Origin of the sequence: Mucilaginibacter litoreus (assembly GCF_042676805.1) — a bacterium.
Lineage (GTDB): Bacteria > Bacteroidota > Bacteroidia > Sphingobacteriales > Sphingobacteriaceae > Mucilaginibacter > Mucilaginibacter litoreus.
Map to the genome: position 1 here is coordinate 620,596 of NZ_JBHTHZ010000005.1, position 16,942 is coordinate 637,537.

Annotated in this window: 19 protein-coding genes; 13 read left to right on the forward strand and 6 right to left on the reverse strand. The window is 41.8% G+C overall.

The features are described from left to right. Positions 1-85 precede the first annotated feature (85 nt). Positions 86-448, reverse strand: a complete 363-nt coding sequence (locus ACFQZX_RS10815) for a GIY-YIG nuclease family protein (RefSeq protein ID WP_377114936.1) — start codon at positions 446-448, stop codon at positions 86-88. 85 nt (positions 449-533) lie between these two features. Between ACFQZX_RS10815 and ACFQZX_RS10820 the strand changes: the two genes are divergently transcribed. The 6 genes from ACFQZX_RS10820 to ACFQZX_RS10845 all read left to right on the forward strand — a co-directional run bounded on the left by ACFQZX_RS10820 (position 534) and on the right by ACFQZX_RS10845 (position 4,812). Next, positions 534-1,310, forward strand: coding sequence for an XRE family transcriptional regulator (locus ACFQZX_RS10820; RefSeq protein ID WP_377114938.1), 777 nt, complete (start codon positions 534-536; stop codon positions 1,308-1,310). An 86-nt stretch (positions 1,311-1,396) separates the two neighbouring features. After that, positions 1,397-1,744 carry a hypothetical protein gene (locus ACFQZX_RS10825; protein WP_377114941.1) on the forward strand — a complete coding sequence of 116 codons (348 nt, stop codon included), beginning with the start codon at positions 1,397-1,399 and terminating at the stop codon, positions 1,742-1,744. Positions 1,745-1,810: 66 nt separating this feature from the next. Further along, a complete protein-coding gene (locus ACFQZX_RS10830) occupies positions 1,811-2,926 on the forward strand; it encodes an aminotransferase class I/II-fold pyridoxal phosphate-dependent enzyme (protein WP_377114943.1) in 1,116 nt (371 codons plus the stop codon). Beyond that, complete coding sequence (gene bioD / locus ACFQZX_RS10835) at positions 2,919-3,530, forward strand: dethiobiotin synthase (RefSeq protein ID WP_377114945.1); 612 nt, start codon at positions 2,919-2,921, stop codon at positions 3,528-3,530. Before ACFQZX_RS10830 ends, bioD begins: the two co-directional genes overlap by 8 nt. A gap of 31 nt (positions 3,531-3,561) precedes the next feature. Beyond that, positions 3,562-4,449 carry a 3-hydroxybutyryl-CoA dehydrogenase gene (locus ACFQZX_RS10840; RefSeq protein ID WP_377114948.1) on the forward strand — a complete coding sequence of 296 codons (888 nt, stop codon included), beginning with the start codon at positions 3,562-3,564 and terminating at the stop codon, positions 4,447-4,449. A gap of 81 nt (positions 4,450-4,530) precedes the next feature. Then, positions 4,531-4,812, forward strand: coding sequence for a hypothetical protein (locus tag ACFQZX_RS10845; RefSeq protein WP_377114951.1), 282 nt, complete (start codon positions 4,531-4,533; stop codon positions 4,810-4,812). Positions 4,813-4,856: 44 nt separating this feature from the next. On the opposite strand, the gene ACFQZX_RS10850 is transcribed toward ACFQZX_RS10845, so the two are convergent. The 5 genes from ACFQZX_RS10850 to ACFQZX_RS10870 all read right to left on the reverse strand — a co-directional run bounded on the left by ACFQZX_RS10850 (position 4,857) and on the right by ACFQZX_RS10870 (position 8,575). Then, the gene (locus tag ACFQZX_RS10850) at positions 4,857-5,375 is read right to left on the reverse strand and encodes a tetratricopeptide repeat protein (RefSeq protein ID WP_377114953.1); all 519 of its coding nucleotides are present in this window, start codon (positions 5,373-5,375) and stop codon (positions 4,857-4,859) included. A 339-nt stretch (positions 5,376-5,714) separates the two neighbouring features. Continuing rightward, a complete protein-coding gene (locus tag ACFQZX_RS10855; protein ID WP_377114955.1) occupies positions 5,715-5,957 on the reverse strand; it encodes a hypothetical protein in 243 nt (80 codons plus the stop codon). Positions 5,958-5,994: 37 nt separating this feature from the next. Next, positions 5,995-6,744 (reverse strand): ABC transporter ATP-binding protein, encoded by a 750-nt coding sequence (locus tag ACFQZX_RS10860; protein ID WP_377114958.1) that lies wholly within the window; start codon positions 6,742-6,744, stop codon positions 5,995-5,997. Further along, positions 6,741-7,607, reverse strand: a complete 867-nt coding sequence (locus tag ACFQZX_RS10865; RefSeq protein ID WP_377114961.1) for an ABC transporter permease — start codon at positions 7,605-7,607, stop codon at positions 6,741-6,743. The genes ACFQZX_RS10860 and ACFQZX_RS10865 overlap by 4 nt, the downstream gene beginning before the upstream one ends. After that, positions 7,607-8,575 (reverse strand): ABC transporter substrate-binding protein, encoded by a 969-nt coding sequence (locus ACFQZX_RS10870; RefSeq protein WP_377114963.1) that lies wholly within the window; start codon positions 8,573-8,575, stop codon positions 7,607-7,609. Before ACFQZX_RS10870 ends, ACFQZX_RS10865 begins: the two co-directional genes overlap by 1 nt. Positions 8,576-8,689: 114 nt before the next feature. Here ACFQZX_RS10870 and ACFQZX_RS10875 point away from each other — a divergent pair, with 114 nt between their 5' ends. The 7 genes from ACFQZX_RS10875 to ACFQZX_RS10905 all read left to right on the forward strand — a co-directional run bounded on the left by ACFQZX_RS10875 (position 8,690) and on the right by ACFQZX_RS10905 (position 16,936). After that, positions 8,690-9,937: a TPR end-of-group domain-containing protein gene (locus ACFQZX_RS10875; protein WP_377114965.1), complete on the forward strand. Its 1,248-nt coding sequence runs from the start codon at positions 8,690-8,692 to the stop codon at positions 9,935-9,937. A gap of 63 nt (positions 9,938-10,000) precedes the next feature. Next, the gene (locus ACFQZX_RS10880; protein WP_377114967.1) at positions 10,001-11,146 is read left to right on the forward strand and encodes a methionine aminotransferase; all 1,146 of its coding nucleotides are present in this window, start codon (positions 10,001-10,003) and stop codon (positions 11,144-11,146) included. A gap of 56 nt (positions 11,147-11,202) precedes the next feature. Then, on the forward strand, positions 11,203-11,985 hold the full coding sequence (locus ACFQZX_RS10885) for an amidohydrolase (RefSeq protein ID WP_377114970.1): 783 nt from the start codon (positions 11,203-11,205) through the stop codon (positions 11,983-11,985). 91 nt (positions 11,986-12,076) lie between these two features. Then, positions 12,077-15,109 carry a GH92 family glycosyl hydrolase gene (locus ACFQZX_RS10890; RefSeq protein WP_377114973.1) on the forward strand — a complete coding sequence of 1,011 codons (3,033 nt, stop codon included), beginning with the start codon at positions 12,077-12,079 and terminating at the stop codon, positions 15,107-15,109. Between the two features lie 64 nt (positions 15,110-15,173). Beyond that, the gene (locus ACFQZX_RS10895; protein WP_377114976.1) at positions 15,174-15,509 is read left to right on the forward strand and encodes a TfoX/Sxy family protein; all 336 of its coding nucleotides are present in this window, start codon (positions 15,174-15,176) and stop codon (positions 15,507-15,509) included. A 43-nt stretch (positions 15,510-15,552) separates the two neighbouring features. Further along, positions 15,553-16,113, forward strand: a complete 561-nt coding sequence (locus ACFQZX_RS10900; protein ID WP_377114978.1) for an AraC family transcriptional regulator — start codon at positions 15,553-15,555, stop codon at positions 16,111-16,113. Positions 16,114-16,192: 79 nt separating this feature from the next. After that, complete coding sequence (locus ACFQZX_RS10905) at positions 16,193-16,936, forward strand: heavy-metal-associated domain-containing protein (protein ID WP_377114980.1); 744 nt, start codon at positions 16,193-16,195, stop codon at positions 16,934-16,936. The last annotated feature ends 6 nt before the right edge of the window (positions 16,937-16,942 follow it).

The following is a 16,942-nucleotide window of genomic DNA, read 5'->3' on the forward strand; positions in this document are numbered from 1 at the left end:
TTATATAATATATAATCGAAGGACATTCGTTGGTACTGGTGCCGCAATAGACATTGTATTGATTAAGCAAAGTGCGCTGTAACTATTATATGGCAACAGCGCGCCTTACTGCCGGTATTGATGGCCTGCTGTAAACGGTAGGCCTTACGCGCTGTCCGCTTTCGTATTTTAAACCGGCAGTCAGATCAACCCAATCAGGATTTACGGGGCGTATCATTTTTTCTTTTTGCGGGCGGGTATAGGTACTAACAGTCTTAAATCTTTCCAATGCCTGCTCTTCGGTATTTATCTCCTCAAAATAAACCAGGCGGTTTAATTGCTGGGCATTATCGAAAAATAAGGTAGGCATTTCACTGTAAAATTTAATAGTTTTAAGTAAATCAGTACACATGCCTACATGTAAATTCTTCCTGTTTCTGTCTGTAATAATATATACGAAGCTCTTCATTTGATAAAAAAATTTGCTGTGTCAAAAATAATTACTAATTTTATGAGCATAAAAATACTAAACATTTTAGCAATTGCAAATTTTTATGTCAAAAATTTCATCAAATATTAAATATCTTAGGAAAAAGAAAGGTCTTACTCAACAGCAATTTGCTGATCAGGTAGGCATAAAACGTTCATTAGTAGGCGCATATGAGGAAGAACGCGCCGAGCCTAAATATGAATTACTAAAACAGTTAGCAATATTTTTTGATGTGTCAATTGATGATTTCATAAATGAAACCATTGATGATAAATGGGCGCCTAAACCCAAAGGCAACCCGGCTAACCTGAGAGTGTTAAGTATTTCTGTTGATAAGGATGACAATGAAAATATCGAATTGGTGCCTGTCAAAGCAAGTGCCGGCTATCTAAATGGCTATGCAGACCCCGAATATGTGGCGCGACTCCCTAAGTTTTATCTGCCTATGTTTAAACAAGGCACTTATCGCGCTTTTGAAATTAAAGGGGATTCAATGCTACCTTTGCAATCAGGTACCATCATAATAGGCGAATATCAAGAAAATTGGGCTGATGTTAAAATAGGCGAAACTTATGTGTTTATAACCAAAAGCGAAGGTGTGGTATACAAACGCGCCGGTAATAAATATAAAGAAGGTAGAAATCTAAAATTAATATCTGATAACCCGGTTTATGACCCTTACGAAATTGATGCCGAAGATTTGATTGAGGTTTGGAAAGCCAAAGCTTATATATCAACCCAATTGCCGCAGCCAACGCCAGAGCCTACAATGGAAAGCCTTACCGCAATGATGGCGCAAATGCAGCGATCAATTGCCAATTTAAATAAAGACGTAAATTAGTACGGCAACAATTAAGTTACACAGGTGCAGGTTAAACTATAGCAGGTTATCTTTATCATACAATCAGTTAAACAAAACAAGTAGAAATGAAAAAGATTTTAATGATCTGCTTATTCGTATTAGGAATATCAGCAGTTAGCCATGCACAAGGCCGTATGAGAATGAGCCCTGAAGAAAGGGCTAAACAAATGAAGGAAAGTTTGAAACTAACCGATGATCAGGCGGCTAAAATTACAGTAATTTATCAGGCGCAAGCTAAATCATTCGACAGCCTGCGTAATGCTGGTGGCGATATCAGGAGCCAGATTCGCCCGATGATGGAAGCTACCAATAACAAAGTTAAAGCCGTATTGACTGCTGAGCAGGCAGCAGCATGGCAAAAAGAGATGGAAGAAAGACGCGCCCGTATGCAAAACGGGGGCGGCGGAAACTAAGCCATTATATGATTTTTAAAGCGGCCATAGTGCCGCTTTTTTTATTTTAGCGAAAAAATTAAACATTTGTCATCAGCAAATACCTATATCTACGATAAATTAAGGGAGCGCAGCAACTTGGGTTTGTACCGTACGCTTACCACCGGGCGTGGGTTAATAGACTTTTGCTCGAACGACTACCTGGGCTTCGCACGCTCCGAAGCGTTAAAAGACTTGATAAGGCAGGAGCATGATAGTCAGTATCCTGTTTTAAACGGTGCCACGGGCTCAAGATTAATATCCGGAAATATGGCTTATACCGAGGCTATCGAACAGCATCTCGCAGCTTATTATGGCAGCCAAGCAGGTTTGTTATTCAATTCAGGCTATGACGCGAATTTGGGTTTATTTTCCTCGCTGCCCCAAAAAGGCGATACCATTATTTGCGATGAACTGATACATGCGTCAATAATAGACGGCGCAAGGTTGAGTTATGCTAACCGGTATACCTTTAAGCATAACGACCTTGATAGTTTAGAAAGCAAGCTAAAGGCGGCTAAAGGGTTAATCTATGTAGTTATAGAAAGTGTATACTCGATGGATGGCGACACTCCTCCTATCGCCAGGATACTTGAATTAACAGACCGGTACGGAGCTAACTTGATTGTTGACGAAGCGCATGCTGTAGGCCTCTACCCCGCCGGATTGGTTAAATATTTGAATTTAGAAAACAAAATATTCGCACGCATTATAACTTTCGGAAAAGCTTTAGGCTGTCACGGTGCCATAGTTTTAGGAAAAAACCCGTTAAGAGAATATCTGATCAACTTTGCACGGTCCTTTATTTATACTACAGCACTGCCATTCCATTCTTTAGTCGCCATCAAAATGGCGCACGGGCTTTTGCAGGAATCTACCGAAACGATAACTAAGCTGCGTGAGAACATAAAAACATATAAGCAGGTCATTCCACAGTATGATGCATATAGTGAAAGCCCTATACAATGTGTGATACTGGGCAGCAACTCAAAGGCGAAACAGGCAGCCGCTGCATTGCAGCAGGAAGGTTTGGATGTACGCGCTATATTAAGCCCAACGGTTGGCTTGGGTACCGAGCGCATTAGAATCTGTCTGCATGCTTTTAATACTTTTGGTGAAATACAGCAGCTTAGTTCTGCTTTAAATAAAATCAGTAATGCATAAACCATTATTTGTTACCGGCATAGGTACCGGAATTGGAAAAACATTAATATCAGCAATCCTTGTAGAAAAACTAAAAGCAGATTATTGGAAACCCGTACAATCCGGCGACCTGGACGATTCAGATACGTTGAAAGTACAAAGTTTAGTAAGCAATTCCGCATCGGTATATCACCCGGAGACCTACCGTTTAACCCAACCTTATTCCCCGCATAAATCAGCTGCCCTGGACGGAATTGTCATAGATGAAACGGCCTTTGTTTTGCCTCAAACAAACAACCGGTTGATAATTGAGGGCGCAGGTGGTTTAATGGTACCCTTGAACGATCATTTTTTGATGATAGACCTGATCAAGCAGTTAAATGCTGAAGTAATATTGGTATCCCAAAACTATCTGGGCAGTATCAATCACACGTTGCTATCTGCCGAAGCTTTATCAAACCGTGATATCCCTGTAAAAGGCATTTTGTTCAATGGCGAAGAGAATCCGTCGACAGAAGATTTTATAAAGAACTATACCAATCTTGCTTACCTTGGGCATATCCCGGCTTTTGAAAAGGTAACAAAGGAAACAATTGCAAAAGCCGGTGCATTAATATCGTTGTAAAATAAGAAGTTTGCACTACCAATTATACAGCATGAAAAACATAACAGTTATAGGTTCCGGAACCATGGGTAATGGCATTGCGCACACCTTTGCACAAAATGGTTTTAATGTGTCTTTAGTAGATATTAATGAAAGCGCTTTGCAAAAGGCGCTCCAAACTATCAGCACCAATCTGGACAGGCAGATTAAAAAGGGCGCGATAGAAGAAAGTGCAAAAGCTGCCACACTTGCCAACATTAAAACTTTTACCAATATAAATGAAGGGGCTGCAACAGCAGAACTTGTTGTAGAAGCCGCCACAGAAAACCGTGACATTAAACTAAAACTGTTTAAACAGCTGAGCGAAATTTGTAAAGACAATGCGATACTGGCATCCAATACCTCATCAATTTCTATTACAGAAATCGCTGCTGTTACCACCAACCCGGGTAACGTAATTGGTATGCACTTTATGAACCCTGTGCCGGTAATGAAGCTGATAGAGGTGATACGCGGTTATGCTACTACTGATACGGTTACAAACACGATAATTGATCTATCGCGGCAGTTAGGTAAAGAACCGGTTGAGGTGAACGATTATCCCGGCTTTGTTGCCAATCGCATCTTAATGCCTATGATAAACGAAGCAATTTACACCTTATTTGAGGGCGTTGCCGGGGTATATGAAATAGATACCGTAATGAAACTGGGTATGGCACACCCAATGGGGCCACTGCAACTGGCAGATTTTATCGGGCTTGATGTATGTTTGGCTATCCTTAAAGTTTTACATGCGGGCTTTGGCAATTCCAAATATGCGCCATGCCCTTTGTTAGTAAACATGGTAACCGCCGGCCATCTGGGCGTTAAAACAGGCAGCGGTTTTTACACATATACGCCAGGAAGTAAAGATCTGGTTGTAGCACCAAAGTTTGTTTAGATACTTCGCCCTCCTGCTGCTGTTAAACCTTCCGGAAATTCATCTGTCCTACTTGAAAGTACATTACAGATGAAAACAATAATGAAATTTGAAATGTTGGCGGCAGTGGCCGGCTCGCTGTTCCTGACATCATGTGCAAGTGATTATTATGTAGCTGACCGGCCGGTAGAACCTGTATATTCAAGGCCGCCCGCTCCTTATGCCAATGCTTACTGGGTACCGGGCGAGTGGATTTATCGCGGGCACCGCTATGTTTACCGTAACGGTTATTACATCCGCCCAAGAGCCAACAGAGTATACGTACAAGGTGGTTGGGTGCATACCAATAGGGGTTATAGCTGGCGAAGAGGGCATTGGAGATAGGAGGTTTTCCAGATAAGCTAAAAGGTTGGTATTAGCCCAACCTTTTAGCTTACTAAATAATGATAGACAACCGCGGGGCGTTGTTTAAGCTTAACCCGGTTGATACTTTCTGTAACATTGTCTGTTTGCTCTTTAGTAGTCGCCTCTGTTAAGGAGTTTTGATAAGCACTTAAAGCTTTCCTCCAATTTTTATTCTTCTCTGCATGCAGGCCAAGCTGTTCATAAATAAGTGCATGGTCCACTCCTGCTGTTGTTAAGGCTGCGGTTGCAACTTGTTGCACCTGTTTGTCCATCTGCAAAAAAACCACCAGGCTCAGGTAATCAGTATAATTATCCGGAAACGCAGGTTCCAGTTCCATACATGTTTTGAAATGGTACCCTGCAGTTTGATAATCTTTCAGATCGTAATAATTTATCTTGCCTAACAAGTGGTGCGCCCGTGCAAACATTGCGTCTTCGGCAATGATCATATTTAGCAGCTTAAGCGCTTTAGGTGTTTCACCATAATTAAGCTCCTCTACCGCCTGCAGATATTTTTCGTCGGTGGTATAATAAGTTTCCATAATAAAATGTGGGCATTGCACCCGTAAATAAAAATAATAAAATAAAAGGTGTAAGGTAGCGGCTGACCCGACGCTATGAGAAAAGATTGGCTTTGATGGAAAGACTTTTCCCGCGCAGGTGTAACAACTGCTCACGATACTCAAAGGAAAAGTTTAACAATAACATGGTAGCTTACTTTATACGAAAGTAAACAAATTTATGGAAAGAAAAAAGGAATGAATATCAATAAAACAAAGGCGTCTTTGATTTGCAAATAACCGGTTACAGGGCGATAAGGCATTTCCTACACCAAGGTGCACCCTGTTCCCAGCATTTACAGCAACGACGCCTGTTGAAGCTTAAGCTGCTTCGTTTACTTTTACTCTCTCTATCTGGTAATTATTCATCAATTCGTTTTCAGATATAATTACACTAAAGTCATCAAACCTTACACCATCTTCAAAGGCGTAAAGCGTATAACCACGTTTATTCCCATCATATGCGCCTAATTCAAAAATTTCATCGTAGTTCTTAGCTTTTATTTTAGCGCCGCTTACTAACTGGTAAGCATCAAATATATTTTCAAAAGTTGAGTTTTTCATAGTACACATGGCAATACAATTTCTTTGCCATTTTTTATCAGGTAAACCATTCATACAGTTGCGTTTGCTTCAATGTATACTTTTCTGTACCCCTAATGTCTTTTATGATATTCCCCTCATCCATCTGTATCAGGCGCGATCCATAATTCACTGCATCTTTAAGATTATGGGTAACCAAAATAGCAGTAAGTTTATATTGGCTGATCAATTCATCGGCTATTTTAAGTACGTTCTCGGCCGATCGCGGGTCGAGTGCTGCGGTAGGTTCATCCAGCAGTAATACTTTGCAAGTGTCCATAACGCTCATCAGAAGGGTAAGTGCCTGTCGCTGCCCTCCTGATAATGTTCCAATAGGCTGCTCAAGCTTATTTTCAAGGCCCATATTAAGTGCGGCTATCCTCTCCCTTACATAGTCTTTAAATTGCGCTGTTTTCCCTATACTTAATCCCTTACTTTGTGTACGTAATGCTGCAAGCCTGAAATTATCTATAGTGCTCAATTCGGAAGCTGTACCTAACAGCGGGTTTTGAAATATGCGGGCCACCCACTTGCTGCGGTTATACTCTGGTAAACGGGTCACATTGTTACCGTCGATGTTTATGGTACCTTGATCTGGCCTTAAGTTACCGGCAACCAAATTCAGCAGGGTTGACTTCCCCGAGCCGTTAGAGCCGATAATTACTACATACTCCCCCGCTGCTATCTGCAAATCAATATTATTCAGGGCGGCTATCTGGTTAGGTTTACCTGCATTAAAAGTTTTGCGGATGCCACTCAAGGTTATCATATTTGCCTCCCTGTTAAACGTGGTATGCCTACAATTATCAATACAAATAGCGCTGTTACAAGCTTCAGCAAGTTGGGATCGACCCCGATATTGAGTGTAAAGGCCAGTACCGATTGAAAAATAATAGCTCCTGATAAAACCAGTATAAGGCTTAGCCAAACAGATGTTACCTGCAACCAATTAATGATGGTTTCGGCAATAATTACCGACCCCAGCCCTATAATTACAATGCCTATACCCATACTAATGTCTGCAAAGCCCTGTTGTTGTACCACCAGGTAACCACTTAGCGCGGTAAGCGCATTAGCCATGGCCAGGCCTGTAATTTTCATATTGTCGGTATTTACGCCAAGGGCGCGTACCATAGCCTCGCTGTTACCAGTTGCACGCATGGCAATCCCAAAATCTGTTTTGAGCAGATAACCTATTATAAAGGTTATGATCAGTACAAACCCAATTAAAATTATCAGAGAGTTTTGGTTGACGTCTTTAACGATGTTAAGCATTGTAAACAGCCCCGGCAGATTTAGTAGTGGTAAGTTAGAGCGGCCAAGGATGGTAAGGTTAACGGAGTAAAGCGCCGTCATGACCAAAATACCGGCAAGCAAAGCATTAATTTTTAATTTGGTGTGGATTAGCCCGGTGAGCGCGCCGGCAATTGCTCCGGCAAAAATAACAACCGGTAAAATCAGGTATCCGGGCTGGTGATGCACCATCATGGCACCCGTTACCACCCCTCCTAACGTATAACTGCCATCGGTTGTAATATCAGGAATATTAAATATTTTCATGGAAATATAAATCCCGAAGGCTAATCCTGCAAAACAGAATCCCTGTAACAGAACGGTCAGATAAAATTCCATTATTGTACAGGTTCAAACCCTACCGGGATGCTGATATTATATTTCTGTGCGGCAGAGGGGTTAAATACATGTCTGCGTACTTCCACCATCTCTAATTTTAAACCATCTGTTTTATGGGTTTTTAAGTACTGTGCAGCCTGCAGGCCAGACTGGTACCCCCATCTGTAAATGTCGGCGCCGTAAGCTGCAACTGCTCCGCGCTTAACAAGTCCTGCCTCGCTGGTAAAAATCGGAACATTTTTATCATTACAGCTTTTAAGAATTGTTTCAAAAGCAGCGAAAACGGTATTGTCCGGATTGGCGAAAAAAGCGTCTATCCCTTTACTAAGTAAAGCCTGGGTAACCAACTGCGCATCGGCTGATGAATTTAAAGGCAGTGCGATAACTTTTACTTTAAGTTTTGAAGCTTCACTTTGAATACGCTGCAGCGCATCAGCAGATTGTGGCTCCGCCTGGTTATAAATCATCCCGACGGTAAGCTGCTGCCCTTTAGGTTTCAGCATTAAGGGAATCAGGCTGAACGAAGCATCAATATAATTAAGATCTTCCATAGTACCAAACAGGTTAGCGGGGCTTTTACCGTTGGGGCCAATTACCTTCATACGTTCAGGTGTTGGCGATACCATTTGAAAGATAGGTATGGTCTTGGTTTTTTGTATAGCCGCCACAGTTGCCAGCGTGGTTGATGTAGCCAGCAGATCCACCTTATCAGACACAAACTGATTGACTATTTGTGTAAGTGTGGGTATACTGCCCTGGGCGTTACTGTATTTTATTTCGATATTATGCTTCTTCTCACTAAAACCGCTTTGTTCTAACGCATCAATAAAGCCGGTTTTAGCTCGTGAAATAGTTGCATCCTCAAAAGCATCAATAAAGCCAACAACAGGCACATCGCTTTTTTTTGATGAACAGGAAATTACAATTGAACTTAAGGCTATAAAGGAAATTATTCGTAAGCGTTTCATATCACTAAGGTAGATAATCAGCATAATACCCAAAACATTTAAAAGTAACGTTTTAATGCTTTTGAGCGTCTTGTAAATTAATTGATGTTATATTTACATGCTAACTAACTAAAAATGAAATTTAAACTACTACTGCCTGCCCTGCTGGTTTATGCAGGTAATTTATTTGCTCAAAACACCACTGAAAATACTTTTAACACATTTGCCAACCGCCAAAGCCAGTTAATCAGAAAAGCTTATGATGAACGTAACGATACTGAAGTCATTAAACTAATGAGCGATTTGACGGTCCGTTACAATCAGCTTGATGCAGCTAACCAACGCATGTATAAACCATACATAAACAATAACTGGTATAATATCAGCTGCCTTTATGCGCTTATCAATAAAAAGCCTGAAGCTTTGAACACATTGGATAGCGCTGCACATTACGGTTACAGTAACTATAGCCACTTGCTGGAAGACACTGATTTTAATAATATTAAAAACGAGCCAAAATTTAAACAGATAGCACAAGCGCTGCGTGCAGTTGGCGATTATAAATACATTTTGCAAAAAGGCGAAAAGTACAATGACAAAGATGCAAGGCCGGTACCTGCGTTCAATTATCAGGCGGCAAATGATGCTAACCTGGTGGCATTACGTAAACAATTTAAGCTTGATTCTATTGCCGATAAAGGCGATGAGGCTTCTAAAGCTATTAACCTTTTAAAATGGGTGCATAATACTGTCAATCACGATGGGCAGCACGAAAGTGGCATTAAATTAATTAATGCGAACGAGATCATCAGCAAAGCCACTTCGCAAAAAATTGGTGTATCGTGCGGTGAACTGGCTACAACTTTAAATGAATGTTACCTGGCAATGGGCTGGAAAGCAAGAAAAGTATATTGCTTTCCTAAAGACAGCCTGAACATCGATTTCGACTCGCATGTTATAAACGTGGTTTACCTGCCATCGTTAAAAAAATGGGTTTGGATGGACCCAACAAACAATGCTTATGTACGCGATGAGCATAATAACTTATTGGGTATAGCCGAGGTTCGCCAACGACTGATTGACAACCAGCCGCTTGTGTTAAATGAAGATGCGAACTGGAACAATCGCTCTAAGATAACCAAGGCAGATTACCTGGATAACTATATGGCAAAAAACCTGTATATGGTTTACAGTCCGCTAAAAAGCGCGTATAATTATGAAACCCGCGACAAAGATAGAACTATTACCTACGTAACCCTTTTGCCATTGGATTACTTTAAACAAAGCCCTGATAAATCTGAAAACACTAACAAAGAAACGCACCTTACTATTGAAAGATACAAGACCAATAATGAGGCTGCTTTTTGGAAGTTAAGCAATTAAAGCAAGCTATATTTTTTGAAAAAACAGCCCTACCTAAGGCATTTTGGCTTAATTTAGCCGCTGATGATACCTGTGATTTCAAAATTGCCGCAAACGGGCACAACAATATTTACCACCATGTCGGCGCTTGCCGCTGAGTACGGTGCCATAAATTTGTCCCAGGGCTTTCCTGATTACAACTGTTCTGAAGAACTGGTTGAACTGGTTAATAACGCGATGCGAAATGGCCATAACCAGTATGCCCCCATGGCTGGATTGATGGCTTTGCGTGAACAGATCGCTATTAAAACGGAGAAGCTATACGGTGCTGTTTACAACCCGGATACAGAAGTAACGGTTACTGCCGGTGCAACACAAGCTATATTTACTGCCATAAGCGCTGTGATTCATCCTAACGATGAAGTAATCATGTTTGAGCCGGCTTATGACTGTTATGCCCCGGCTATTAAGTTAATGGGCGGTGTGGTTAAATCGTTACAACTGGAGCCACCAGATTACCGCATCCCATGGGATATGGTAAAAAGGCTGATCACCAATAAAACAAGGATGATCATCCTGAATTCGCCCCACAACCCTACCGGTACCATTTTAAGTAAACACGATATTGATGAATTAACCGCCCTGGTTAAAAATCAGGATATATTTATTTTAAGTGATGAGGTTTACGAACACCTGGTTTTTGATGGTAATATCCATCATAGCATGGCCAGGTACCCCGAGTTACAACAACGTAGCCTTATTGTAGCTTCGTTTGGTAAAACTTTTCATGCTACCGGATGGAAACTGGGATATTGTATTGCCCCGGCGTATCTGATGCAGGAATTCAGGAAGATACACCAGTTTTTAGTATTTAGTGTAAATACCCCTGTACAGTATGCCATCGCTGAATTTTTGAAAGATGAAAACCATTATCTTGGCCTGCCAGATTATTTTCAGCAAAAGCGGGATTATTTTAACAAAGGGCTGGAACAAAGCCGTTTTAAACTATTACCTTGTTCGGGCACATACTTTCAATCGGTAACTTATAATGCTATATCTGACGAAAAGGATACTGATTTTGCCATACACCTTACTAAGGAGATTGGCGTAGCCGCTATACCTGTATCAGTATTTTATCGCAACAATACCGACAGGCATATTTTACGATTTTGTTTTGCTAAAAGACAAGAAACTTTGGATAAAGCCGTTGATAGACTATCAAAGGTTTAATCTTAAGGAAAATTTTAAATATAAATTTATTGCCGAACCTATTAAAAGCGCAGTTTATGGATAACTTAAAAATCACCGTTTATCAAGGTTATTTGTTTTGGGAAAACATCGACAAAAACCTTAAGAATATCTCGTTGAGGTTATCCAATATACGCGAAAAAACCAATTTGATTATCCTGCCGGAAATGTTTAACACCGGTTTTACCATGAACGCCGAGCAATTGGCTGAGCCTATGGAAGGTAAAACAATGCAATGGATGAAGCAAACCGCTGCGAAGTTTGATTGTGTGTTAACAGGGAGTATCATTATTAAAGAAAATGACAGTTTTTACAACCGGTTGATATGGATGCGCCCCGACGGCAGTTATGAGCATTATGACAAACGCCACCTTTTTGCTTTAGGAAAAGAACACAATACATACACTCCCGGCGCAAATAAATTAATAGTTGAGCTTAACGGCTGGCGCATTTGCCCCGTAATTTGCTATGATCTGCGTTTCCCGGTATGGTTGCGCAATATCCCTGCAGAAGAATATGACCTGCTGATAATTGTGGCTAACTGGCCCGAAAAACGCGCTTTACACTGGCGTACACTCATACCTGCCCGTGCTGTAGAAAATCAGGCTTATGTAATTGGCGTTAACCGTGTTGGGCACGATGGCAATGAAATTTACCATTCCGGCGACTCCACCTGTATCGACCCTAATGGCAATGTGGTTTATTACAAACGGGATGAAGAGGATGTGTACACCTTTTCGATAATAGGCGACGAGGTTAAAAAGGCGCGCCGTGCACTCCCCTTTCTAAAAGATGCAGATAAATTCGTAATTGAAGATTGATTACTTTCTTACCTGAAGAGGCATAAAACAGCTGCTTTCTTTTCAATTCGCTGCGAATCTTGTTAACTTGCAAGCTTAAAGTCTGCAATAAATGAGATTGATTTTACGCGCGGCAATCATAACAACCGCCCTATTAGCTACTTTACCTTCGTTCGCTCAAAAGAAAAGAAAAGATGTAACCAAATATGTCGACCCATTTATAGGTACAGGCGGGCATGGCCATACTTATCCCGGCGCTGTAATGCCATTCGGCATGGTACAGCTTAGCCCCGATACGCGTTTGGAAGGCTGGGATGGCTGCTCTGGTTATCATTATACCGACACCGTAGTCTACGGCTTTTCGCATACCCACCTAAGCGGAACAGGGATCGCTGATTTATGCGATGTGCTGTTTATGCCTACTACCGGCGAACCGCAATTAAATAATAACAACTATCGTTCGGGCTTTCAGAAAAAAAATGAAGACGCCTCTCCGGGGTATTACAAAACCAAGCTGGATAAGTATAACATTGATGTTGAGTTAACTGCCACCACCCGTGCCGGCCTGCATAAATATGATTTTAATAATGCTAAAGAAGGTAATATCATCATCGATTTAAAACACCGTGACGAAGTGCTGGATTCGTGGATTGAAGTAGTGAACGATCATGAGATACGTGGCTTTCGCAGGTCAAAATCATGGGCGACTGACCAACATGTTTATTTCTACGCCAAGTTTTCAAAACCCTTTAAAAAATATGGTATAGCACTGGATGATAAGGTTGAGGAAGGTAAGAACAAGCTGCAGGGTAAAAATGTAAAAATGTACATTCGCTTTGATGACCCGGGTACGGTATTGGCCAAAGTGGGTATATCAGCTGTAAGCGCTGAGGGAGCACTGAAAAACCTCGACACAGAACTTCCGGACTTTGACTTTAAAAAAGTTACCAAGGCGGCTAAGTTGGCCTGGAATAATGAGCTGACCAAGATACAGGTTGAAGGTGGCGCACCTTCTATGGCCGAGCAGCAGTCTGCCCAGCAGTACAATCCTTACGGTTATAATAAACCCGCACCAAAGTCAAAAAAATTGCCTGCGCCAGATTATGGCCGTTTAAAGCTGGCCATGTTTTATACAGCGCTTTATCACTGCATGTCGGCACCAAGCCTTTATAACGATGTGGACGGGCAGTACCGCGGGCTTGATAATAAAATACATACCGCAAACGGCTTTAACTATTATACGGCATTTTCACTATGGGACACCTACCGGGCAGAAAATCCGTTGCTGAACATCATCGACCGTAAGCGTACGCTGGATTTCATTAAAACCTTCCTGGCGATTTATGAGCAGGGCGGCCTTTTACCAATATGGCCTTTGGCAACAACAGAAACTTATTGCATGGTGGGCAATCATTCCATTCCGGTGATTGTGGATGCCTACGCCAAAGGCATACGCGGTTTTAACGCCGAAGAAGCATTTACCGCTATGAAAGCCGCTGTTAACCGCAATCAATTTGGGTTGGATAATTACCGTGCTACCGGTGCTGTTAATGCCGATGTAGAGCATGAGTCGGTAGCTAAAACACTTGATTACGCTTTAGACGACTGGTGCATTGCACAGATGGCAAAAATGCTTAACAAGCCGCAGGATTACGCCGAATATATTAAGCGGGCCCAATACTGGAAAAACGTACATAACAACCAAAATGGCTTTATGCAGGCCCGTGATAATGGTGGCTGGTATACCCCTTTTGAGCCAACTGAAATAAATAACAACTACACCGAAGGGAACAGCTGGCAGTACAGCTTTTTGGTACCGCAGGACGTAGAGGGCCTGGCAAACAGCCTTGGTGGACGTAAACAACTTGAACAAAAGCTGGATGAATTATTTACAACACAGGCTAAACTTAGCGGCAGGCAACAGGATGATGTTTCGGGCTTAATAGGTCAGTATGCACATGGTAATGAACCAAGCCACCACATTGCCTATCTGTACAATTTTACCAACTCTCCGGATAAAACACAGTATTATGTAAACAAGATCCTTCGCGAACAATACAGCGCTAACCCTGACGGCTTATCAGGTAACGAGGATTGCGGGCAGATGTCAGCATGGTATGTAATGAGCTCATTGGGTCTTTATAATATTATGCCTGGGCAAAACCAGTATCAGATCACCATGCCGCAATTCGAAAAAATCACCATTAACCTGGAGAATGGCAAAACCATCAACATCAGCAACCCGGGTGCTACGGTAGGCAAAGGCAACTTCTACATACAAGGCATGAATTTTAACAAAAAGCCTTACAGCAAGCTTTATTTAAACTATGATGACCTGGCCAATGGCGGCGATCTGGAAGTGTTTACCGGCAGGCTGGCCAACAAACTGTTTATGCAGGACCTGGAAAAGCCAACGTCTAAGATCACCGATGAACTGATAGTTCCCAACCCGTACATCACCGCGCCTGACAAAACATTTAAGCAGCCAATAAACGTAGAGATTGGCTGTGCAGATAGTGCAGCTAAGATCTATTACACGCTTGATGGCAGCACCCCTACTCAAAGCTCAACACTTTACTCAAAGCCAATAACCATCAGCAATACTACCACTGTAAAAGCGGTAGCTATTAAAAACGGCAAAAGCAGTTTTGTAGATGTGGCCACCCTTACAAAAATACGCAGCGATATCAAGCTGACGTTGAACAGCAAATACCTTTACAATTACTCGGCACAGGGGGATGAAACGCTGATCAACGGCATACACGGTACAGCCAACTGGCGACTGGGTAACTGGCAGGGTTATCAAAATAAGGACCTGGAGGCAATCCTGGATCTGGAGGAGGTTAAGCCTGTAAAAACCATTAGCCTGGGTGCTTTGCAGGATACCCGCTCGTGGATTGTTTTCCCGCAAACTGTACAATACTGGACATCCGCAGACGGAAAAAATTACACCCTGGCTGCCGAAGTAAAAACCAAAGTAAATATAGATAACCTTGAACCGCAAACCCAGAAGTTTACTGCATCTATCAATAAAAGTGTCCGCTTCATAAAAGTTGTGGCTAAACAATACGGTGCCTTGCCCGAGTGGCACGAAGGTAAGGGTGGCCAATCCTACATCTTTGTTGATGAGATAACGATTCAATAATGATTGTGGATAGTGAATAGGGAGTGATGAATTGTAGATGGTGAATAGAAAATAGCAATTACACATGGCATACGACGAAAATCTGGCTGATAAGGTACGCGAATCATTGGTGCATTTGCCTGATGTTTATGAGAAAGCTATGTTTGGCGGACTGTGCTTTATGGTTGATGGCAAGATGTGCATCTGCGTGCGTAACACCGAACTGATGTGCCGTGTAGGTACCGATGAAGCCGAAACCGCCCTCGAACGAAATGGTGCGAGGCAAATGGTACACGGCGGCAGAACTATGAAGGGATATGTGTATGTTGAGGACACCGGCCATACCAAACCGTCCGATTTTAATTACTGGATAAACGCATGCCTTAAGTATAATAAAGTCGCTAAATCGTCAAAAAAGTAAGCAGGGGCATTATAGCCGCGCTTCAACCGTTTATAAGGCAGGTATGAAGATATACATCAAAAACATGGTTTGCAGCCGGTGTAAAATGGTTGTTAAAACAGAGTTGGAGAAACTTGGCTTACACCCTGTATCAGTTGAATTAGGTGAGGTGGAGTTAAGTGAAGAACCTGCTAAGGCTATCATCAATCAATTAGATCAAAACCTAAAGCAACTGGGCTTTGAGATTATAGACGACCGCAAAAGCCGTATCATCGAGCAGATCAAAAACACTATTGTAACCCTTACCCATCATAGTAACGAGCTTCCTCAAGTAAACCTGTCCGACTATCTTGCTCAACAACTTAATTATGACTATGGTTATCTTAGCAACCTTTTCTCTGAAGTTGAGGGCGGGACAATAGAAAAGTACTTCATTTCTCAAAAAATTGAAAAAGTGAAAGAGTTGATGATGTATGATGAACTTACGCTATCGCAAATTGCCAATGAACTTGGCTATAGCAGCGTGGCGCACCTTTCAGCTCAGTTTAAAAAGCAAACCGGCTTAACACCTACCTTTTACAAATCTTTAAGAGAAAATAAGCGCCGCAATATCGAGGAGCTGTAAATATTGTAAATGATTCCTGTAATTGTGTAAAGCTAAGGTAGCTTACAGCTTGTATCTTTGCAGGATAAACTCTGATCAAATGACACATACCTATCATATAACCGGCATGACATGTACCGGCTGCCAGGCCAAAGTACAAGGGCTGCTATCAAAAGTTCCCGGCGTTACCAACGTCGATATCAACCTGGAGAATGGAACCGGAGAAATCAGCATGTCAAAACATATAGACACATCGGCTTTAAAAGCGGCATTAGCTGACTATCCAAAATATACCATTAACGAGGCCCATCATGCGGCAATGGCTGTATCTGCATCTGGTTCAGTTACAGATGAAAGTAAACGTTCGTTTGTAGAAACTTACAAACCCGTACTGCTTATATTTGCTTATGTTACATTAATATCAGTACTGGTGACCGTAACCGCTGGCTTAAGCTGGATGACAGGCATGCGCATTTTTATGAGCGGTTTTTTCCTGATATTTTCATTTTTTAAAATGCTTGATGTGGCCGGTTTTGCCAGCAGCTATGCCATGTATGATATAGTAGCCAAAAAGATCCCGGCCTGGGGATACATTTATGTATTTTTAGAATTAGGATTAGGGATTGCCTATGCCATAAATTTTGCACCTGTATTAACCAATGCGGTAACGCTGATAGTAATGGCGGTAAGTATAATTGGGGTATTGCAAAGCGTATTTAACAAGCGCCAGATTAAATGCGCCTGTCTTGGTGCGGTGTTTAACCTGCCCATGAGTACCATTACTATTATTGAGGATGGCCTGATGATAGCCATGAGCGCCATTATGCTGACACTCATGGTCTAATCAATA